This window comes from Moorella mulderi DSM 14980 (assembly GCF_001594015.1).
Taxonomy (GTDB): Bacteria; Bacillota; DSM-521; order Neomoorellales; family Neomoorellaceae; genus Neomoorella; species Neomoorella mulderi.
Genome location: NZ_LTBC01000004.1, coordinates 152,684 through 173,985 on the forward strand (window position 1 = coordinate 152,684; position 21,302 = coordinate 173,985).

Sequence of the window (21,302 nt, forward strand, 5' to 3'; positions counted from 1 at the left end):
ATACTAGAGGAAGGTTATCTTTTTGGCGGAGGTTTGGCTATGCCCAAGGGGAGGGAACTGGTTGGTTTACCAGTCATCAGCCAGGACAGGGGGGAAGAACTGGGCCGGGTCCAGGACCTCCTCTATGACGAGAAAACCGGCATTTTAAAGGCCCTGGTCCTGGCCGGCGGCAACTGGCTGCGGCAGCCCCGGGTGGTATCCTTTGAGGAATTGCAGGCCCGGGGACCCAAAACCTTTACTGTTGCGAGTACAGAGGCGGTCGGCCATGAACTGCCGGCAGGGTTCAGGCGCTGGCAGGAAATTAAAGGCCTGCGCCTTTTAAGCCGGGACGGCCAGGAAGTGGGCCTGGTAGAGGACCTGGTAGTTGATCTTCCTTCCGGCCAGGTGAAGGCCCTGGAGATATCTACGGGCCTGGTCAACGACCTCCTGGAGGGGCGCCAGGAAATTCCCCTCACCGGGGAAGTTAAGTGGGGTACGGATGCAGTAATCATGAGTTAAGATTATTTTTTACCTATAGGGAGTGAGTTAAATGTTAAACTGCCCCCATTGCGGGAGTAAGTCCATCGGTAAAATCGGGACCGATCAATATTACTGCTGGGATTGTTTTGTAGAATTTAACGATCACCGGGAAATCTTTAATGTCGCTGAGGACGGGACTTTAATAGCTCTGGAAGGGTAGGGGAGCAAGGTGGGCTTGAACTTCTGGCGTGGTTTTATCGCAGGCAGTATCATGGGGGCCATAATCGGCAGTACCTTAAACTGGCGCCGGGAAACACCCCCATTCCAACAGGAACCAGTACCCCCTGCGCCGCCAGAGGAGCAGTTCCCGGCGCGATCCAGGGGAGTTGTCCACCGTCGCCCCCAGGGTAGACCTTAGGTTGGGAAAAACATGACGGTCAAGCGGACTTTAAAAATGTGGCGCCTGGCCGGCGCCGGGCTTTTCCTGGCCGCGGCCTTGTTTTTTCTTTACCTTGTGCGCGAGATTTTGACACCTTTCCTCCTGGCGGCCTTCCTGGCCTACCTTTTAAAGCCGGCCATGGTAAAGCTGGAGAAGAAGGGTTTAAGGCGGCCCCTGGCCATTTTACTCCTCTACCTGCTTATCCTGGCCCTTTCCCTGCCGTTATTTTTCTTTATTTTACCCCAGCTAATCCGGGAATTAAATGAATTTCTTACCCAGTTACCGGCCTTTACGTCCGAGGTGGAGGGTCTGGTCCAGGGTTTCTACCAGCGTTACCATCAGGTAGCCATACCTACCGGCTTGCGCCGGCTTTTAGATGAATCTATCACCAATATCAGCGCCGCCTTCCAGCAGGGCGCCCGCCAGGCCCTCCAGGCTTTGCTCGATCTCCTGGCCGGGGCTGCCAGTTTCCTCCTGGCGCCAATTTTAGCCTATTACCTCTTACGCGATAGTGAACAAATCGGCCGGGCGGCCAGCCACCTGCTACCCATCCAGGTGAAAGAAGATGCCTTAGGCCTGTGGCTGGAGATTGACCGGGTTTTGACCAGTTTCATCCGCGGCCACCTGCTGGTTTCCCTGATTGTAGGTTTCCTAACCGGCATGGGCCTGGCCCTGGTCGGTTCCCGGTATGCAGTCATCTTAGGCGTAGTAGTAGGCCTGGCCGATTTAATTCCCTATTTTGGACCGGTAATCGGCGCTGTTCCCGTCCTGGCCCTGACCTTGCTGGAATCGAAAAAAACGGCCCTCTACGCCCTGGCAGTCATGGTCATTGTCCAGCAGATAGAAAGTAGTTTACTGGCTCCCCGTATTTTAAGTGAAAGTGTCGGCCTGCACCCCCTGGTAATTATCTTTGCCCTCCTGGCCGGCGGCGAACTCTGGGGGGTGACCGGCCTGCTCCTGGCCGTACCCCTGACGGCTATTGGCTGCATTGTGGTGAAATTTATCTGGGCGCGCCTGGTTAGCAGTTAATTTGACAGTTAAATTTTTACTAACCGGCAGGAATTTTGCTTTCAACGTGGAAATAAATTAACTGTAAATTAAAAATGGCAGCCCAATTAAAGTCAAGTTAAGCAGCGCTAAGAGGGGGAAAACAGATGCACGAGGAAACTATTAAAAAGATTAAGGCTGAAGTAGAGAGGCACCGTAAGGACATAATCCAGTTTTTGCGGGACATAGTGGCCATCCCCAGCCCCAACGGGGACATCAAAGCGGTGGCCGAGCGCATTGGCCAGGAAATGAAAAAGCTGGGTTTTGACGATGTCTTCCTGGACAGTATGGGCAATATCGTCGGCCGTATCGGTAACGGCCCCAGGGTACTCCTGTATGACAGTCATATTGATACAGTCGACATTGCCGATTCCGGCCAGTGGCAGTGGGACCCTTATAAGGGTAAGATAGAGAACGGCATCTTCTACGGCCTGGGAGCCGGGGATGAGAAGAACTCCACCCCGGGGATGGTTTACGGCCTCAAAATTATGAAGGACCTGGGCCTCAGCCGGGATTTCACCCTTTATTACTTCGGCAACATCGAAGAGATCTGCGACGGCGTGGCCCCCAACTCCCTGGTGGTCACGGACAAGATCAAGCCCGACTTTGTTGTCATCGGCGAGCCGACGAAAATGAATATCTACCGTGGCCACCGTGGCCGGGTGGAGATGAAGGTTACCACCAAGGGCCGGACCTGTCACGCCAGCGCCCCGGAGCGCGGGGTCAATGCTGTTTATAAGATGGCGGAAATTATCAAGGGTATCAGCCAGATGGGGGACGAGTTTATTGATGACCCCTTCCTGGGAAAGGGCTCCATTGCCGTCACTGACATTCACTGCAAGACGCCTTCCATCAATGCCCTGCCTGATGAGTGCTTTATCTACATCGACCGCCGCCTTACCTTCGGGGAAACTCAGGAAATGGCCGTGGAGCAGGTACGCAAAGTGGCCGAGCCCCACGGCGGTATGGTGGAAGTGCTGGAATTTGATGACCCCAGCTACACCGGCTTTGTCTTTAAAGTAGATAAATACTTCCCGGCCTGGGCCTTACCGGAGGATCACCTCCTGGTGCAGGCCGGCCTCAAAACCTATGAGCAGCTTTTTGGTCAACCGACAGGCGTAGGCAAGTGGGTCTTCAGCACCAATGGTACCTACTGGATGGGCAAAGCCGGTATCCCTGCCATCGGCTTCGGACCGGGCGATGAGGTATATGCCCACTCCGTCCTAGACCAGGTACCTATTGAGGATGTCGTCCGCTCCACCGAGTTTTACGCCTTCTTCCCAACAGTCTTGAGCGAGATGCTGGCGAAATAAGCTTTACATGGTGGTTTTAAAAGCCCCCGTCCCCGGTTACTCCGGACAAGGCAGAGGGGCTTTAATTTTCCATCTGGAAAAATAACGACAAAGGGATAAAATAGGGGCAGAGGTGATTATTGATGGTTACTACGGAGTTACCCCTATTTCAGCGGGCCGATTTCTGGGAAGAGGCCTGGCAGGAGGAGCGCCGCCAGTCACTCTACGGCCAACGCCGGCCGGAGCGGGACGGCAGCTCCTACTGGAACCGGCGCGCCAGTCACTTTGCCCGCCAGACCGGTGGGGAAGAGGGGAAGCAGAGGGTAGCCCAGGTCCTCCACTGGCTGGGCCACCACGGCGGTTTGGAAAAGGACCTGGAGGTCCTGGATATCGGCTGCGGTACAGGCAACTATGCCCTGCCCCTGGCTCGCCGGGCACGGCGGGTGGTGGCCCTGGACCCGGCAGAGGAGATGCTGGCCATTTTAAAGGAGCGGGCCGGAGAAGAGGGCATAACCAATATTCAGCCTGTCCAGATGATCTGGGAGGAGGTGGACCTGGATAAACAGGGCTGGCGGGGAAGCTTTGACCTGGTCCTGGCCCTTATGAGCCCGGGGATTAAGGATGCGGCCACTTTAAGAAAAATGATTGCCGCTTCCCGGGGGGCCTGTTTCCTGGCCGGCCACGTGCGCCAGGAAATCAGCGGCCGTAAGGAGTTGTGGCAGCAGCTCATTGGTGGGGAAATGCCGGGGATACCGGCGGATGTCCTCTATATTTTCCATCTCCTCTATGCCTGGGGATATAACCCTTCCCTGGAGCTGGAGGAACGGGTAAGCACCAGGGAACTGGAACCTGACCAGGCCATTGAGGAAATGGAGATTTTCTTTTATCCCCACCTGGAACTGACGCCAGCAGTTCGCCGGGCCATTGTCGATTATGTCCAGGGCCACCTGGTGAACGGCCGCTACCTTTCTCGCCGGGAAATGACGGCCGGGTACCTTTTCTGGAGCGTGAACCTTCATTGACAACCTTCGCCGCTTCAGGTATAATGTAGAAAAATTTAGCCGGTAGAACCTCGTTCACCGCCCCGGGGCGGGGGCGAGGTTTAGTTTTGACGAGGAGTTGACGTTTTTTGACGGGGAATGAGCTCCGGGAGAGGTTTTTAAGTTTTTTTGCCGGCAAGGGTCATACCATTGTCCCCAGTTCTTCCCTGGTACCGGCCAACGACCCGACCCTACTCTTTACCAACGCCGGTATGGTGCAATTTAAAGATGTCTTCCTGGGCCTGGACCGGCGCCCTTTCAAACGGGCGACGACGGCCCAGAAGTGTGTTCGCGCCGGGGGCAAACATAATGACCTGGATACCGTCGGGCGTACCGCCCGTCACCATACCTTTTTTGAAATGCTGGGTAATTTCTCTTTCGGCGATTACTTCAAGGGCGAGGCCATTGCCTATGCGTGGGAGTTTTTAACCAGGGTCCTGGAATTGCCGCCGGAACGCCTCTGGATTACCGTCTACCAGGATGACGATGAGGCCTACCGGCTGTGGCAGGAAGTAGCCGGCGTGCCGGCGGAACGGATTGTGCGCATGGGGGAGAAAGATAACTTCTGGGCCATGGGCGATACCGGCCCCTGCGGTCCCTGTAGCGAGATTATCTACGACCGCGGGCCGGAGCATGCCTGCCGCTCCAACCCCTGCGCCCTGGGGGCCTGCGACTGTGACCGCTGGCTGGAGATCTGGAACCTGGTTTTTATGCAGTATGAACGGGATGCCGGCGGTAATTTAACGCCTTTACCCCGGCCCAGTATTGACACCGGCATGGGGCTGGAACGGGTGGCCTCGGTTTTACAAGGTGTGGACAGCAATTTTGATACCGACCTCTTGCAGCCTTTAATTAAGGCCATGGAAGGCCTCAGCGGGCGGGCCTACGACCGGGGGGAAGCCGGTTTCCCCTTCCGGGTCATTGCCGATCATGCCCGGGCCTGCACCTTCCTCATTGCCGACGGCGTTTTACCGGGGAATGAGGGCCGCAGCTATGTCCTGCGCCGGATTTTACGCCGGGCGGCCCGTTTTGGCAAGGCCCTGGGGGTGGAGGAGCCCTTCCTGTACCGCCTGGTCGCTACCGTGGTCAATATTATGGGGCAGGCCTACCCGGAAGTAGCAGAGCAGCAGGACTACATCGCGCGGGTAATGCGCCAGGAAGAAGAGCGTTTCCATGAGACTTTAAATGATGGCATGCGGGTCTTAAGCGGCATCCTGGAGCGCGCCGGGCGGGAAGGCCGGCAAACCATCACCGGCCAGGAAGCCTTTACTTTATATGACACCTATGGTTTTCCCCTTGATTTGACGGAAGAAATTGCTGGCGAGCAGGGCTTTAAGGTCGACAGGGCCGGCTTTGAAGATGCCATGGCAGCCCAGCGGGAACGGGCACGGGCGGCCCGGGAAGATGTTAAGGCCTATGAATTTGCCCTGGCCTTTGCCGGCAACCTGGACGACATCGGCGGCACGGAGTTTACCGGCTACGGGCGGCTGGAAGACACAGGTAAAGTCCTGGTCCTGGTCCGGGAAGGCGAACGAGTTCCTTCCCTGGCCGGGGGGGAAACCGGCTATGCCGTCCTGGACCGGACACCCTGCTACCCGGAGGGTGGCGGCCAGGTGGGGGACCAGGGTAGTTTGGCCTGGCCCGGCGGTGCGGCCAGGGTGCAGGATACCCGGCGCCTGCCCGACGGGAAGATTGTCCACCAGGTGACTGTAACGGCAGGTAATTTGACTGCCGGGCAGGAAGTAAAGGTTATGGTGGACAGGGAGCGCCGCCTGGCCACGGCCAGGAATCACACGGCGACCCACCTGTTGCACCGGGCTTTAAAGAATGTCCTGGGTGAACACGCCAACCAGGCCGGCTCCCTGGTAACGCCGGAAAGGCTGCGCTTTGACTTTACCCACTTTGCCCCCCTAACGGAAGAAGAACTCAGGGCTATTGAAAAAGAGGTCAACCAAAAAGTTTTAGCTAACTTGCCGGTAACGACCCTGGAGACTTCCCTCCAGGAAGCCAGGGCCATGGGGGCTACGGCCCTTTTTGGCGAGAAATATGGCGAACGGGTGCGGGTAGTAAAGATTGATGCCTATAGCCTGGAACTGTGCGGCGGTACCCACCTGCGCTCCACCAGTGAGGTTGGTCTTTTCCGCCTGACGGGCGAGAGTAGCATTGGTGCAGGCGTGCGCCGGGTAGAAGCGGTAACGGGAACGGCCGCCCTGGACCTGGTAAGCCAGGAGTCCCAGGAACTGGCCACCGTGGCCGGTTTGCTCAAAGTACCGCCCTTTCAGGTAGCCGGGCGGGTGCAGCAGCTCCTGGATAAAGGCAAGGAAATGGAGCGGGAAATCACCCGGTTACGTAACCAGCTGGCTGGTTATACAGTAAGAGAGTTGCTGGGCCATGTACGGGAAGTAGACGGGGTACCGGTGTTGCAGGCCCGGGTTGATATAGCCGATGCTGAAGCCTTACGGGAGCTAGCCGATAAAGTACGGGATAAGCTGGGTTCAGGCGTGGTGGTACTGGGTTCCCAGCATGACGGTCGCGTTAATTTTGTCGCCATGGTGAGCAAAGACCTGGTAAAGCGGGGCGTCCATGCCGGGAATTTATTGCGCGAAGTGGCCCGGATTGCTGCCGGCGGCGGTGGAGGCCGGGCGGATATGGCCCAGGCCGGCGGCAAGGATCCCAGCAAACTGGACCAGGCGCTGGCCTACAGCCTTAAGGTAGTGGCCCAACAGGTTCGTTAAGAGAGAACCGGGAAACCGCAAGGAGGGTGAAGGTAATGTCCGGGGACATGCAGGAAACAATGATGTTTAAAGTGGAGAAAGAGGAGAAGGTTAAGGTCCGGGATGTGCTGGTAGAAGTGCAGGCAGCTTTAAAGGAAAAGGGGTACGATCCCATAAACCAGTTAATCGGCTACCTCCTCTCAGGGGACCCGGCTTACATTACCAGCCATAAGGGGGCCCGCAATTTGATTCGCCGGGTGGAGCGCGATGAAATCATCGCTGAGTTACTGAAGAGTTATTTAACTTAAATAGGAGGCTGATACCCATGGCCCTGTCGGATGTGGAGTTGACGGTCAACCTCTATACAGAAGGCGATAAGTTTTTTGACCTCCTGAAAGCTGCAGTACGTGACTGGCAGGGGGGCTGGGGGCATGAACGGGAACGGGCGGCCTATGCCCTGGAGCTTTACCAGCGCAGCCTCCAAACTATGCGCGCCCACCTGGAGGAAGCCAGGGTGAAGGCCGAAGGAGGTTTCTTTACTGACCAGGATCAACGGATTTTGAACCGTACCGAAGAAAAGCTGGCTTACTGGGAGAAGAAGCTGGCCGAAATCAAGAAATAGATAATCAGGAAGTTAGCGCCATGTTCTATACCACCCTGGGAGCCAGCGGGATCAGGGTATCCCGCCTGTGCTTTGGCTCCTTGACCATAGGCCCGCTCCAGGCGGGCCTGAGTATTGCTACCGGGGCCAGCCTCATTCGCCGCGCCCTGGAACTGGGCGTCAACTTTATCGACACAGCTCAGTGTTACGCCAATTATCCTTACATCAAGGCCGCCCTGCAGGGCTGGCAGGAAGCGGTGGTCGTGGCCACCAAGTCCTACGACTACACGGCAGCAGGTATGGCCCGGAGCTTAGAAGAGGCCCGGCGGGAGCTGGACCGGGATGTTATTGATATCTTTTTACTCCACGAGCAAGAAACGGCCCTGACCCTGGCCGGCCACCGGCCGGCCCTGGAGTACCTCCTGGAAGCCAAAGAACGCGGCCTGGTGCGGGCCGTGGGTATTTCTTCCCATGCTGTAGCAGCGGTACGGGCGGCAGCCATGATGCCGGAGATCGACATTATCCATCCCCTGTACAACCAGGCGGGGTTGGGGATACTGGACGGCAGCAGGGAGGAGATGCTGGCTGCCATTACCCTGGCCCATACTAACGGCAAGGGGATCTATGCCATGAAGGCCCTGGGTGGCGGTCACCTGGTATCTAGCGCGCGGCAGGCCCTGGAATTTGTCCTGGCCACCCCGGCCATTGATGCCGTAGCCGTGGGCATGCAGTCCATGGCCGAGGTAGAGGTAAATGTCGCCTGGTTTAGCGGCCGGGAACCGGCGGCGGAATTGCTGGCGGAGGTCCAGGGGCGGAAGCGCCGGCTCCTGGTGGAAGACTGGTGCCGGGGTTGCGGGTCCTGCGTCAAGCGCTGTCCCCAGGGAGCCCTGGAACTGGCAGGCGGGCGGGCGGTAGTTGATCCGGATAAGTGCATCCTCTGCGGTTATTGCGCCGGCGCCTGCCGCGATTTTTGCCTTAAGGTGATTTGAATTGCGCATTATGGGACTGGATGTCGGCAGCAAAACCATTGGCGTAGCCGTTAGCGATCCTTTAGGCTGGACGGCCCAGGGCGTGACCACCATTCGCCGGAAAAGTACGGCTGCCGATGTGGAGACCTTGAAGCAATTAGTTGCCAGGTACGGCGTCGAAGAGGTGGTGGTCGGGCTCCCCCGCAATATGAACGGTACCTTCGGGCCCCGGGCTGGAGAAGCCCGCGCCTTTGCCGCCAGGCTAGAGGCGGATCTGGGCCTGCCGGTGCACCTTTATGACGAACGCCTCACTACCGTAGCGGCCGATAAAATCCTCCTGGAGGCCGATCTTTCCCGCCGCCGGCGGCGGGCCGTTGTCGACCAGGTAGCGGCCAGTATAATTTTACAGGGATACCTTGACCGGCGGGGGCAAAATGGGGTATGATAGGCCTATCCTGGAAAAAGGAGTGAGGACATGGCCGACCAGGAAAACACCGTCGTCCTGACAGATGATGAAGGGCAGGAGCATGAGTTTGTAGTCGTAGATATCCTCAATGTCGAAGATGATGAGTATGCCATCCTGTTACCAGTGGCAAGCGGCGATACCGGCGCAGGTGAAGCCATTGTTTTAAAGATTGGCCTGGATGACGATGGCAACGAGATCCTCTATGAGATTGAGGATGAAGACGAATGGCAAAGGGTGGCCCAGGCCTGGGAAGACGCCCTGGGTGAAGAAGAGGAAGAGGAAGAGTGAAGAGGAAAAAGCCCGCCAGTTAAACTGGCGGGCTTTGCCTTAAATTTACTTTGTATCTCCAGCTCGGAGGGGGCATATTATGTTTTAAAAGAGTTTGGCGGGAAGTGGGCCCATGGTCAGGTGGAAACTGGCAGCATTTCTAATTTTTATGCTGGGAGTGGCCGGCCTGGCCGTAATGGGAATTTATTTTTCCGGCCGCATTTTCCCGGGAGTAACCATTGCCGGCTGGCCGGTCGGGGGGCTGCCGCCGGCTGCTGCCAGGTCAAAAATAATGGAACTGGCCACGGCAATCCTGGACCGGGAAATCAAATTGCGCCTGGATGATAGATTAATGACAACCTCTCCCCGGGCCCTGGGTATGAAAATTGATATTGAGGCCACCCTGTCCCGGGCCTGGGCCCTGGGCCGGGCCGGGAATTTGCAGCAACGCCTGTCTGTCTTCGCATCTCAAAGGCGCCGGGTGGAACTGGTCTATCAGTTGGAACAAGACCGCCTCCAGGCAGAATTAAAACGCCTGGGCGGTGATATCTTGAAAGAGCCAGTAGATGCGCGCCTGGAAATAGACAGTAACGGGCAACCCCACTTAATCCCGGCCCAGGACGGTTGGCAGGTGGATACTAAGACCTTGCTGGCCCGCCTGGCAGATTTATCCCCGGGGCAGGTAATCGACATCCCCTTGAACCGCCTTGAGCCCCGTTTGACTTCCGCCGCCCTGGCAGCCCGGAAAATTGAAAAACCAGCCGGGAGCTTTACCACCTTTTTTAATCCGGCTGATACCGACCGTACCCACAACATCCGGCTGGCGACCCGCACCCTGGATGGTACCTGGTTACCGCCGGGGGGCGAGTTCTCCTTTAACCAGGTGGTAGGGCCGCGGACCATAGAGCGTGGCTACCGGGAAGCCCAGGTTATAGAAGATCGTAACTTTGTACCCGGTATTGGCGGCGGTGTCTGCCAGGTGTCATCAACCCTCTATAATGCCGCCCTGGCTGCCGGGTTAACTATTGTCGAGCGCCAGCCCCATGGCCTGGCCATAGGTTATGTGCCGCCGGGCCGGGATGCCACCGTAGCCTATGGTCTGATTGATCTTAAAATCCGCAATGATACTCCCTTCTGGTACTGGTTAAAGGCCTGGGTGGATGGTGATAAGCTGGCAATGACCTTTTATGCCGCCGGGGAAGCCCCAGCCGCTGAGGTGGTGAGCCAGGTAATTGAAAAGATCCCCCCGCCGGAAGAAGTGGAAGTGGTACCCCACTGGCCTCCCGAAATGGAGGAAGTTAAACAGGAGGGAAAACCGGGTTTCCGGACCAGGGTCATCAGGATTATCCACCGGCAGGGGAAAGAAGGACGGCAAGAGGTAGTCTCCCAGGATTTATATCCACCACTACCCCGGGTCGTCCGCCGGGGTCAACCTGCGGAAAAGGTTGTACCTTCCCCCGTACCCTGATATAATGAAAAAAAATAATCTGGGAGAGAAAACATGGGATTATGGGGGAAGAGCTGGAAACAAGCTATAATCTAGCTTGCAGGCGGCCCTGGCACCGTCGTTTAATATTATTATTGATAGCAATAATTATTTTAGCCCTGGGTGGAAGCGGGTATTTTTTCCTGAACCTGCTGGCCCCGGCGAAGCCCGGTGCCCCGGCCGTAGAGGTAAACATTGCGCCGGGATCAAGTTCGGCCGTCATCGCCAGTAATCTTACCAGGCAGGGGATAATCAAGAGCCCTCTGGCCTTCCGGCTGGTGACCATGGCTAAAGGCCTGGACAGGCAGCTAAAGCCTGGCCGCTATTTAATCTCCCCCAGCCTTTCCCTGCCGGAGATCATCCGCCTGCTGGCTGCGGGCAAGGTCCAGGAGATTGAATTTACCATTCCCGAAGGCTATACTGTGCGCCAGATAGCCGCCCTGCTCCAGCAGAAGGGCGTCGTCCAGGAGGAGGATTTCCTCCAGGCTGCAGCCCGGGATTACCCCTTTGATTTTTTGCAGGGCCTGCCTTCCGGTCCGGAACACGTCCAGGGTTATCTGTTTCCCGACACCTACCGGGTGGCCAGGGGGACGCCGGCGGAGGAGATTATCCTGATGATGCTCAAGCGCTTCGACCAGGTTTACCAGGAAATCAGCCATGAGAAAGACCCGGGCCTGGAGTTAAATACCCGTCAAATCGTTACCCTGGCTTCCATAGTCGAACGGGAAGCAAAGATTGATGCAGAGCGGCCCCTGATTGCCGGCGTCTTTGTCAACCGCCTGAAAAAGGGTATGCGCCTGGAATCCTGCGCCACGGTGGAATATTTATTGCCCGCTCCCAAGCCCGTCTTATCCTACCAGGACCTGCAGATTGATTCCCCATATAATACTTACCGGGTCAACGGCCTGCCACCTGGTCCCATTGCCAGCCCGGGCCGGGCCTCGCTCCTCGCGGCCTTAAAGCCGGCTACAACTGATTATCTCTATTTTGTCGCTAAACCCGACGGTTCCCATTATTTTAGCCGTACCCTGGCCGAACACAACCAGGCGCTGACCCGCTACCAGGCCGGGAATGGTAATTAAATTTAACGAATGATTTTTCCTTTGGTTTTTGTTATAATTAAAACCAGAATAACTAAAAGCGAGGGAGAGCATTAATGCCTTTTCGGATTAAAATACCCCGTTCAACTATTGACCGCTTACCTCTTTATTACCGTTGCCTCAATTTAATAGAAGAACACGGGATAGAAGAAATTTCCTCCCAAGTCCTCGGGGTCAGGGTAGGGGTCGACCCTTCGGTAATCCGTAAAGACCTGGCCTGGTTCGGTGAGCTGGGTAAACGCGGTGTGGGTTATAACGTAACTTACCTTAAAGAGGCCATTGGCCGTATCCTGGGCCTGGACAAGGAGTGGCCCTTTATCCTGGTGGGGGCCGGTAAACTGGGTATGGCCCTGGCTGAGCACAACCGGAAATACGGCCGGCATTTTCACCTGGTGGGCGTCTTTGACCGGGACCCGGAAAAATTCGGGCTCATGGTTGGGGGGCAACAAGTAAGCCCCATGGAGGAAATGCCCGCTTTTGTGAAAGAGAAAGATATTAAAATCGCCATGCTGGCCGTGCCGGCAGAAGAAGCGCAGAAGGTGGCCCATGAACTGGTTAAATGCGGCATTAAAGGTATCTTGAGCTACGCGCCCATTACCTTAAGCGTGCCGGAAGATGTCCTGGTCTATAACGCCGATTACAACCTCGACCTCCAGCGCCTGGCCTATTACCTCAGTAACGACGGTAATATCTCCTGGGGGGAATAGCAGCGGCCGTTCGCTATTGTTGGGGCACCCGGATTTCGTGGGTGCCGTTTTTTATTTTTTACCTAAAAATTTCTTCCTGGCAGCAGGAAAATGCTTAATGATGACGAAGTATATTTAATAATAGCTAATATTATGGGAATGTTAGCGCAAGGATAATTCACATAATAAAACTGTTGTGAGTGTTAGGTTAAGTATATTACCCGGGAGCCCATAAATATATTTTTATTAACGCGATAACGTTATTCTTTTCTCTCTTTAAATGGTGCTTTGCTAACATGGGAAGAGGGGGTGAAAGCGAGGATAAAGTGAACGTGAGAATGAGCGCCAGAAAGGGAGGTGATACAGTTAAGGAGCTGAGGGAAAGCAAGGGGAGGATTATTGCTAACAAATTAAAGCAAACAATTTTTTAGGGGGGAACAAAATGGCCCAGGAAGCCAAAGGAGCCCGCTCTCCACTGCTTAAGAGTGAAGACTGGTGGGCGTTATGGATCGGATTATTTATCTTTTTCCTAGGTTTTCTGAAGATAACCGGTGCCGACCTTATCGGCTGGGTAGTAAAAACCAATATGTGGCTGGATCTTTCCAAGGCCCTCTCCCCGGTGTCAGATGTCTACAAGGGCCTTCCCGGTATTGTTTCGCTAATTCTTACGTATATTTTCCTGACGGTGATCCTGAGTATTGGCGTGGCTTCCATGGGTGGTAATGTCCGCCGTTTCATCAGCGGGTTTACCATTATCTTCTTCATTACGTATATCTGCTGGATGATCGGTAACTATGCTTATATTGCAGCTACACCGGACCAGCTGGCAAAATTAAAGCTTCCCTGGTCGTTACGTATGACTGGTGAATCGGGCTTTATTATTGCTTTGATCGTAGGTTTAATTATTGGTAATTTTTTCCCAGGACTTACCCGTTATCTTCAAGAAGCAACAAAACCCGAGTGGTTTGTGAAGACAGCTATAGTTATCCTCGGTGGTCAGATTGGCCTTAATGCCCTCCATTCTACCGGTTTAACTGCCCAGGTAGTTTTCCGGGGACTCTGCGCCATTATCGAAGCCTATTTGATCTACTGGCCCCTGGTCTACTTTATTGCCCGCAAGTACTTTAAATTCACCCCCGAATGGGCCGCGCCCCTGGCCTCGGGTATTTCCATCTGCGGTGTTTCCGCGGCCATTGCCACCGGTGGCGCCATCAAGGCCCGCCCGGTAATCCCCATTATTGTTTCATCCCTGGTCGTTATCTTTGCCGTCGTTGAACTGATTATTCTGCCCTTTGCCGCCCAGGCCTGGCTCTACAAGGAGCCCATGGTGGCCGGTGCCTGGATGGGACTGGCCGTCAAGACCGACGGCGCCGCGGCTGCGAGTGGTGCTATGGTCGATGCCCTGATCAGGAGCAAGGCCATCAGCGCCCTGGGTGTAAAGTGGCAGGAAGGCTGGATGCTCATGGCAACCACGACCGTCAAGGTCTTCATCGACATCTTTATTGCCATCTGGGCCTTTATCCTGGCCATCATCTGGTCCTGGAAGATCGACCGGCGGGAAGGTGAAAAAGCAAACGCCGGGGAAATCTGGCTGCGTTTCCCCAAATTCGTTCTCGGTTACGCCGCCCTGTTTATCCTCGTTATATTGATTGGTAAAGTCGTAGGCAAGGATACATTAAAACTATTAAATGCCGGCATTGGCCAGGCGGGCACTTTCCGGGGCATCTTCTTTGCCCTGACCTTCTTCACCATCGGTTTAATGTCCAACTTTAAAAAGCTGTGGGAAGAAGGGATGGGGAGATTGGCTGTCGTCTATGTGGTCTGCCTGTTCGGCTTCATTATCTGGATCGGCCTGATTATTTCCTGGCTCTTCTTCCACGGTATAACTCCACCGACGGTAGCCTGAAAAGGAGGTAACTAAAAATGGCCGAACAAGAACACCTGCCGCAAGAGGAAGAATGGTTCGATTTAATGCCTGCCGAAAAGAAGCTAATCAGCATTAGCCTTGGGCTGGGGATTGTCTTGCTGGTAGTGCTCCTGCTGGTAACTCATACAATTTAAGTAAAACAGCGAGGTTACGTTCCTTATATAAACTCAAGGCCCTGGATTGCCGGGGCCTTGAGCTCTTTTTATAAATACCAAAAAAATTTTTTGCCGGCAGCAGGAAAACTGCCCTCGATAGCGAAATAAAAAGAATGTTAACTAACGGGATTTTATAAATATCATAGTCGCACTTGCGTGAACGTAAACATGCAGGGTAAGACAAGCTTTTGAGGAGGGCAGTTTATGAATTTCTGGCAATCATTCATCGGTGGCGTTTTGCCGTATGTATCTATCGCCATCCTGGTTTTGGGGCTGGGTTATAAAGTAGCATACTGGTATAATGCGCCCGCAAACCTGCACTGGGAACTTTTTCCCTACCCGCGTACCCTGGGAGGCCAGCTGGGCGAACTCGTGACAGAGGTTTTCACTCTCCGCAGCCTTTTTCACCATAACCGTAAATTATGGTTTCCGTCCCTGGTTATGCACTGGGGTATTTACTTAGTCGTCTTCTGGCTGTTTTTCTTGCTGTTGGGGGCCCCCTTCGCCATTTATCTGGGTGTGGCCGGTGGTGTTTTAGCCCTGACAGGTTCCTGCCTGTTGCTTTTGTTCCGCTTATTTGCTGCCGAGCTGCGCCAGATTTCGGCGCCGGTGGAATATTTGAACCTGCTCTTTATCTTCCTGGTGGCCCTAGCTGCCCTCGCCAGTGGGGCTCTAAGTGATTTTGCTTTCAGGAGTTATTTTATCAGTTTGTTAACCTTGAAACCCCACTTACCCCTGCCGGGAAGCTACCTGATCTTTCTGTTGTTGTTGTGGCTTTTTATGATCTACATCCCTTTTACCCGTATGGCACACTTCGCCGTCAAGTATTTTACCTATCATAAGGTTAAGTGGGGTGAAATAGAATAATGCGTAAAGTTTTTGACGACTACCGGGTACTTTCCGATGAAACTCTAAAACCAGACGAGCCGCGGGTAGAGAAATTCCTGCAGGCCATGAAGAAATCCCTCCAGCAAAGAGATAACTGGACCTTTTGGTTACCCTATACTTTATCCCTGGATACCTGCATGAAGTGTGGTACCTGCGCTGAGGTCTGCCCGGTTTACCTGGCCAGCGGGAAGAAAGATATCTACCATCCGGTTTACCGTTCCGATATGTTGCGTAAAGTCTACAAGCGCTACTTCACCCTGCCCGGGAGAATCTTTCCGGGCCTGGTAGGGGCGGAGGACCTGACGGAAGAGAAACTCAACGCCATGGCCGAGAACATTTACCGCTGCACCATCTGCCGGCGCTGCGCCTACGTCTGCCCGGTAGCCATCGATAACGGCGTCATTGCCCGGGAGGCCAGGAAGATTTTCGACGCTATTGATATTGCCCCTGACGAACTCAAGAAAAACGGCACCCAGAAACAAGCAAAATTCGGTAACGCTACCGGCACGCCGGCCAACGCCTTTTTTGATATGATTGAATTTCTCGAGGAAGAGATTGAGGATACAAAGGGTTATAAAGTTAAAATACCGGTTGATAAAGAGGGCGCCGAATACCTGCTCATGCATAATGCCGGTGACTACCTGGCCTTTGCCGAGACGGTCATGGGTGCGGCTGAGGTCATGGATGCCGCCGGCGTTGACTGGACCTTAAATTCCCCGGCGACCGGCATCAACGATGCCGTTAATTACGGCGTATTCTATAGCGATGTCGAATTTACTACTATTATAAAGGCCCATGTTGAAACAGCCAGGAAACTGGGGATTAAGACCCTGGTGGTTGGCGAGTGCGGCCATGCCTTTGAAGCGCTGAAGTATTTAATGTTAAGGCTCATACCCCCCGAGGAGAGACCCTTTGAGGTCAAGAGCATCCTGGAGCTGGAAGATGAATGGATCCGGGAAGGGCGGATTAAGGTTGACCCGGAAAAGAACCCGGAACCCGTTACCTACCACGATTCCTGTAAACTGGGCCGCCTGGGTGGCATGTATGAAGAGCCCCGTCGCATCCTCAAGGCCTGCTGCACTGATTTTCGCGAACTGACGCCCAACCGGGAAATGAGTATTTGCTGTGGTGGCGGTAGCGGTTTTGCTATCATGGAAAAGGGCGATTTCCGTAAATTCCGTATGGAGACCTACGGCAAGCTCAAAGCCGAGCAGCTGAAAGCCTCCGGGGCCAGTATCATCGCCCTGGCCTGTTCCAACTGCAAGGGCCAGTTTCGTGAGATCATCAATTACTATCAACTACCGGTACGCTTCGCCGGCGTCAGCGAACTGGTAGCCAACGCCCTGGTGCGTTAAAAGCTGCTGCCACGTATTAGAGAATAAGAACAAGGAATGTTTAACAATCATGGTGTTATTAGCCTGTAGCCTAAATACAAAGGTACAGGTATAATAAAATATAGCAGGAGGTGTTGGCCATGCCAGCAATTAATGTTGGTGGCATCGAAATTGAAGTTGATGAGGACGGTTTCATCGCCGACCCCAGCAAGTGGAATGAGGCCGTAGCCAAAGCCCTGGCCGAAACCGAAGGGGTAACCGAACTGACCGAGGATCACTGGAAGGTAGTTAACTACCTGCGCCAGTATTACCAGCAGTTCGGTATTGCCCCCATGATCCGCAAACTCTGCAAGGAAACAGGCTATAGCCTGAAGCAGATCTACGATCTCTTTCCCAGCGGCCCGGCTAAAGGGGCCTGCAAGATCGCCGGTTTGCCCAAGCCAACCGGTTGCGTGTAAAGTAAAATATAAAAAGGGAGGCCAGCGCGCCAGTGCTGGCCTTTATATCAATTCGGGGGAGGATGGTAGAAGGTGCTGCCACCAGATGATAAAAAAAGAGAAATTACTGCTAGGGCCAGGCAGAGGGGCATTATCTTAAACGAAGACCACTGGAAATTAATAGCCATTAGCTATGAGTACTATGACCAGCACCGGACCATCTGTACCTTGCGTAACCTGATTAAACTGAGTGGCCTGGAAAAAAAGCAGATTTATAAACTTTTCCCGGGTAATCCCATTGGCGAAATCAGCCAGATTACTGGCCTGCCCATGCCAAAGGAGTGTTAAGTTTTGCCCGGAGATAGCAAGGAGTTCCCCCTCTGCCACGAGCTTATGAAAGGACGTTCCCCCAGCCATGTCCGGGAATTAAGCAATAGTCGTTATCCCCTGGCCATGTATGAACATGGCCTGGCGACAGGGGAAACTGCTTACGGCCATGGGGGGTATATTAGTATACCGGAATTACCTTCCGGCGTAGCGGTACGCAACAGCTGCCGGCCAGAGATAATTGAGGAATCGGCCTACTTGCGCATCCTGCCCCCGGCAGGGGGGTGGCTATCGGCAGTAACCCTGGAAAAATTGGCTTCTTGTGCCGAAACCTATGGTAAAGGCCTCATCCACCTCACCAGTGGTGGTACCATTGAAATCTATACTACAAGGGAGCAAATGGTCCCCATGGTCAGGGAATTAAACGCCGCGGGCCTGGATATCGGTTCTACCGGCAATGACCTGCGCTGCTTAACAGCCTGCTGCGGCCCGGCCAGGTGTGATATGGCCCTGATCGATGCCCCGGCCCTGGCTACCTACCTGGGACAGCGCTTTATAGATGAACAGCAATATCCCGGTTACCCTCAGAAGGTGAAAAGTGGGGTTGCCGGTTGCCCCAATGATTGCATCCGGGCCATGATGCAAAAGGACCACTCCTTTATTGGCGTTTACCGTGATTTGCCGCAAATAAATAACGAAGTCCTGGCTGCCTGGCAGGAGGCCGGCGGTGACCTGGCCGGGCTGATTGCGGCCTGCCCGGCCGGAGCTTTAACCTGGACAGGTACCACCCTGGCCATAGTGCCGAACAAATGCTGGCACTGTATGGCCTGCATCAACCTCTGCCCGGCCATCCGTCCCGGACGGGAGCGGGGCGTGGCCTGGGTGGCAGGGGGTAAGTATGGCCACCGCGGCCCCCAGGGTCCTATGGTGGGTTATGTCCTAGTGCCCTTTATCCCCGTCAAGGATGATGATTATACGGCCATCGGCGATCTCTTTGGTGCCTTCCTGGAACTCTGGGCTGATAATGCCAGGAAGAAAGAACGGGTGGGGGACTTTATCGCCCGGGTTGGTCCCCTCTGGGTGCTCAAGGAACTGGGCCTGAAGGTCGAGCCCCAGATCCTTTTAAGTCCCAAAAGAAATGGATTTTAAAGGAGGTGGCCGGGGTGAGCGCACCTGACCTGCCGGCCGGCATTATGCCCGACTACCGCCGGGAAATACCTGCTGAGTTGCTGGCCCGCCAGGGCAGCTGGGTATGGCATGAAGTGGTACAACCTGGCGTCCTTCGCCACCTGGCAGCGGATGGCAGCGAACTTTTAACGGTACGCATCCTGTTGCCCCCCAACGGGCTCTTGAGCGCCAGCACCTTGCGGGATCTCGCTCGCTGGATCCGGGAGTATGCTTTAACCGGCCGCCGGACGAGCCGCCAGGGTTTCGAGTTTGTAGGTGTCAGGCCAGAAAAACTGGAAAAATTTCTAGCCGAATTGCAAGCCGCCGGTTTCCCGGCCGGTGGTACAGGCAAGTCCCTGCACCAGATAAAATGCTGCACCTCCTTTATCCACTGCCAGAATGCCGCTGTTGATGCACCCAGTATTGCCCAGGCGATAACTGATTACTTTTACCGGGACTTTTTACAACAGGATTTGCCGGCTCCTTTAAAGATTTCTATCGGTGGTTGTCCCAACCAGTGCGGCGGCGGTGTGGAAGCCGATATTGGTATTTTGGGTCTATATGATTCCGTACCAGAGGTGGACGAGGCCAGCTTCCTGGCCGCCAATATCGACATTGGCCTCCTGGTATCCTGGTGTCCCACGGGAGCCATCCGGCCCCGGCAAACTGAGAAGGGAACTATGGTAACCATTGATGTCGATCGTTGCGTGCGTTGCACTTCCTGCGTCCAGGTGGCCCCTGAAGGTATTAGCCTGAAGAAAAAGAGCTACGTGGCCATTGCCGTAGGCGGTCATGGCGGCAATAGCTGCAAGGGGCCCGAAATGGCGGCCATCGTCTTTCCCCGGGTACCGGCCCGGCCCCTGGACTATAGCGCCATCATTGACCGCATCGAGGTCATTATCAACTACTGGCGCAGGGCAGGAAAACCCGGTGAAAGGCTGGCCGGGTTTATCGAACGTACGGGCTGGAGCGATTTTTTAGAAACAATCGGTGCCAGCCCGGTGGAGGAACTGGTGGATAAACGGCTGCCCCAAACAAGCATTCGCCGCGACCTGCATTTTCGCTATTAGGGGGAGGTGGAGGGAAGCTGCGCCTGGTAATCGCCGCGCCCCACGGGCGCTCTGGTAAAACAACCATTACCCTGGGCTTAATTGTCGCCCTGCGGCAAAGGGGCCTGGTAATCCAGCCCTTTAAGAAAGGGCCGGATTTCATCGACCCCAGCTGGTTGACCCTGGCCGCTGGCCGTCCCTGCCGCAACCTGGATTTATATTTTCTCCCGCCGGAAAAATTGGAGCAACATTTCAGCGCTGGCTGCCGGGGTGCTGACCTGGGGCTAATAGAAGGGGCCATGGGGCTCTTTGACGGCCTGGATTTGGAGGGGAGCAACAGCACGGCGGCCATTGCCTGTACCCTTAAATGCCCGGTGGTTTTAGTTATTGATGCCGTTCGCATGACCAGGAGCGCGGCAGCCATGGTCCAGGGCTTTCAAAATTTTGATCCCCGGGTAAGGATAGCCGGCGTCATTTTAAACCAGGTGGCCCGTCCCCGGCATGAAGATATGTTGCGGCGCTCCATTGAGCACTATACCGGCTTACCGGTCCTGGGAGCCCTGCCTAAAAAGAGGGATTTTGTTATTCCCGACCGTCACTTGGGGCTGATCCCGGCTGCAGAAAACGAAAGCATCCATGCCGCCCTGGCAGCCACCGGGGCAGCCATAGCAGCGAACGTTGACCTGGACGCCATGCTGGCCATTGCCAGCCAGGTCCCGGCCCTGCCTCCCGGGCCGGAATGGCAGCAACCGCCTTTACCACAGGTGCGCCTGGGTATCTTTCAAGATCGCGCTTTTACCTTTTATTACCCGGAAAACCTGGAGGCCCTGGAGCAGGCCGGTGCGCAAGTGATTACCATAGATAGCCTGCAAGATGAAAAGCTGCCGGCCATTGACGGCCTTTATATAGGGGGCGGGTTTCCCGAGGTTTTTGCCGGACAGCTGGAGGCCAATGTATCTCTCCGCAAGGCAGTCAAAAGGGCTGTAGCTGAAGGCATGCCCGTTTATGCCGAGTGCGGCGGGCTGATGTACCTGGCCAGGCGTCTTAATTATCAGGGACGCTGGTATGAGATGAGCGGCTCTTTGCCCTTGGATGTCACCATGTCCTCCCGGCCCCAGGGCCACGGCTATACAACTATGCTGGTGGAAGGGGAGAGCCCCTTTTTAGCCCGGGGTAGCATCATTAAAGGCCATGAGTTTCATCATTCCCGGGTAATTAATTTAGACCGCCAGGCCGTGGGTTTTCTTTACCGGGTGCAGCGCGGCTTTGGTATCGACGGCCGGGTGGACGGCATCCTTTATAACAGGGTCCTGGCCGGGTACAATCATCTCTATGCTCCCACCCACCCCGAATGGGCGGCGAACCTGGTGGGCCTGGCAGCCGGTAAAAGAAAAATAAAAACGGCAACATTGTAAGGGGAATAAGGAGGAGCTTTGCTATGGGGTAGGAGAAA

The 21,302-nt window shown here is 55.0% G+C and carries 23 protein-coding genes; all 23 read left to right on the top strand.

From position 1 onward, the window contains the following. Positions 1-39 precede the first annotated feature (39 nt). The 23 genes from MOMUL_RS07795 (at position 40) to MOMUL_RS07895 (ending at position 21,264) form a co-directional block, all read left to right on the top strand. The gene (locus MOMUL_RS07795) at positions 40-498 is read left to right on the top strand and encodes a PRC-barrel domain-containing protein (protein WP_062283668.1); all 459 of its coding nucleotides are present in this window, start codon (positions 40-42) and stop codon (positions 496-498) included. Between the two features lie 31 nt (positions 499-529). Continuing rightward, on the top strand, positions 530-679 hold the full coding sequence (locus MOMUL_RS16225; RefSeq protein WP_106007038.1) for a hypothetical protein: 150 nt from the start codon (positions 530-532) through the stop codon (positions 677-679). Positions 680-889: 210 nt separating this feature from the next. After that, entirely contained in the window at positions 890-1,927 is a 1,038-nt protein-coding gene (locus tag MOMUL_RS07800; RefSeq protein WP_062283671.1) for an AI-2E family transporter, read from the top strand. A 125-nt stretch (positions 1,928-2,052) separates the two neighbouring features. Beyond that, complete coding sequence (locus MOMUL_RS07805; RefSeq protein ID WP_062283674.1) at positions 2,053-3,258, top strand: YgeY family selenium metabolism-linked hydrolase; 1,206 nt, start codon at positions 2,053-2,055, stop codon at positions 3,256-3,258. Between the two features lie 122 nt (positions 3,259-3,380). Next, positions 3,381-4,259: a class I SAM-dependent methyltransferase gene (locus MOMUL_RS07810; RefSeq protein WP_062283676.1), complete on the top strand. Its 879-nt coding sequence runs from the start codon at positions 3,381-3,383 to the stop codon at positions 4,257-4,259. 107 nt (positions 4,260-4,366) lie between these two features. Next, complete coding sequence (gene alaS / locus MOMUL_RS07815; protein ID WP_062283678.1) at positions 4,367-7,012, top strand: alanine--tRNA ligase; 2,646 nt, start codon at positions 4,367-4,369, stop codon at positions 7,010-7,012. A 35-nt stretch (positions 7,013-7,047) separates the two neighbouring features. Then, complete coding sequence (locus tag MOMUL_RS07820; RefSeq protein ID WP_062283680.1) at positions 7,048-7,299, top strand: IreB family regulatory phosphoprotein; 252 nt, start codon at positions 7,048-7,050, stop codon at positions 7,297-7,299. Positions 7,300-7,316: 17 nt separating this feature from the next. After that, the gene (locus MOMUL_RS07825) at positions 7,317-7,613 is read left to right on the top strand and encodes a hypothetical protein (RefSeq protein ID WP_054936468.1); all 297 of its coding nucleotides are present in this window, start codon (positions 7,317-7,319) and stop codon (positions 7,611-7,613) included. A 20-nt stretch (positions 7,614-7,633) separates the two neighbouring features. Further along, entirely contained in the window at positions 7,634-8,581 is a 948-nt protein-coding gene (locus MOMUL_RS07830) for an aldo/keto reductase (protein WP_062283682.1), read from the top strand. Position 8,582: 1 nt separating this feature from the next. After that, entirely contained in the window at positions 8,583-9,005 is a 423-nt protein-coding gene (gene ruvX / locus MOMUL_RS07835) for a Holliday junction resolvase RuvX (protein ID WP_062283683.1), read from the top strand. Positions 9,006-9,035: 30 nt separating this feature from the next. Next, positions 9,036-9,314 carry a DUF1292 domain-containing protein gene (locus MOMUL_RS07840; RefSeq protein ID WP_062283685.1) on the top strand — a complete coding sequence of 93 codons (279 nt, stop codon included), beginning with the start codon at positions 9,036-9,038 and terminating at the stop codon, positions 9,312-9,314. Positions 9,315-9,426: 112 nt separating this feature from the next. Further along, a complete protein-coding gene (locus MOMUL_RS07845; RefSeq protein ID WP_062283687.1) occupies positions 9,427-10,761 on the top strand; it encodes a VanW family protein in 1,335 nt (444 codons plus the stop codon). 41 nt (positions 10,762-10,802) lie between these two features. Next, positions 10,803-11,861 (top strand): endolytic transglycosylase MltG, encoded by a 1,059-nt coding sequence (gene mltG / locus MOMUL_RS07850; RefSeq protein WP_062283689.1) that lies wholly within the window; start codon positions 10,803-10,805, stop codon positions 11,859-11,861. A gap of 74 nt (positions 11,862-11,935) precedes the next feature. Then, complete coding sequence (locus MOMUL_RS07855; RefSeq protein WP_054936473.1) at positions 11,936-12,586, top strand: redox-sensing transcriptional repressor Rex; 651 nt, start codon at positions 11,936-11,938, stop codon at positions 12,584-12,586. A gap of 421 nt (positions 12,587-13,007) precedes the next feature. Continuing rightward, positions 13,008-14,471: a YeiH family protein gene (locus MOMUL_RS07860; protein WP_062283690.1), complete on the top strand. Its 1,464-nt coding sequence runs from the start codon at positions 13,008-13,010 to the stop codon at positions 14,469-14,471. 17 nt (positions 14,472-14,488) lie between these two features. Further along, the gene (locus tag MOMUL_RS16915) at positions 14,489-14,626 is read left to right on the top strand and encodes a hypothetical protein (RefSeq protein ID WP_169802183.1); all 138 of its coding nucleotides are present in this window, start codon (positions 14,489-14,491) and stop codon (positions 14,624-14,626) included. A 225-nt stretch (positions 14,627-14,851) separates the two neighbouring features. Further along, positions 14,852-15,514 (top strand): respiratory nitrate reductase subunit gamma, encoded by a 663-nt coding sequence (locus MOMUL_RS07865; RefSeq protein WP_062283693.1) that lies wholly within the window; start codon positions 14,852-14,854, stop codon positions 15,512-15,514. Then, a complete protein-coding gene (locus MOMUL_RS07870) occupies positions 15,514-16,890 on the top strand; it encodes a (Fe-S)-binding protein (RefSeq protein WP_062283695.1) in 1,377 nt (458 codons plus the stop codon). Before MOMUL_RS07865 ends, MOMUL_RS07870 begins: the two co-directional genes overlap by 1 nt. A 119-nt stretch (positions 16,891-17,009) precedes the next feature. After that, the gene (locus tag MOMUL_RS07875; RefSeq protein ID WP_054936477.1) at positions 17,010-17,327 is read left to right on the top strand and encodes a TusE/DsrC/DsvC family sulfur relay protein; all 318 of its coding nucleotides are present in this window, start codon (positions 17,010-17,012) and stop codon (positions 17,325-17,327) included. Between the two features lie 72 nt (positions 17,328-17,399). Then, positions 17,400-17,654 (top strand): TusE/DsrC/DsvC family sulfur relay protein, encoded by a 255-nt coding sequence (locus MOMUL_RS07880; protein WP_054936478.1) that lies wholly within the window; start codon positions 17,400-17,402, stop codon positions 17,652-17,654. A 3-nt stretch (positions 17,655-17,657) separates the two neighbouring features. Beyond that, complete coding sequence (locus tag MOMUL_RS07885; protein ID WP_062283698.1) at positions 17,658-18,782, top strand: hypothetical protein; 1,125 nt, start codon at positions 17,658-17,660, stop codon at positions 18,780-18,782. A 14-nt stretch (positions 18,783-18,796) separates the two neighbouring features. Beyond that, positions 18,797-19,870, top strand: a complete 1,074-nt coding sequence (locus tag MOMUL_RS07890) for a hypothetical protein (protein ID WP_062283701.1) — start codon at positions 18,797-18,799, stop codon at positions 19,868-19,870. A 17-nt stretch (positions 19,871-19,887) separates the two neighbouring features. Then, the gene (locus MOMUL_RS07895; protein ID WP_062283705.1) at positions 19,888-21,264 is read left to right on the top strand and encodes a cobyrinic acid a,c-diamide synthase CobB; all 1,377 of its coding nucleotides are present in this window, start codon (positions 19,888-19,890) and stop codon (positions 21,262-21,264) included. Positions 21,265-21,302 lie beyond the last annotated feature (38 nt).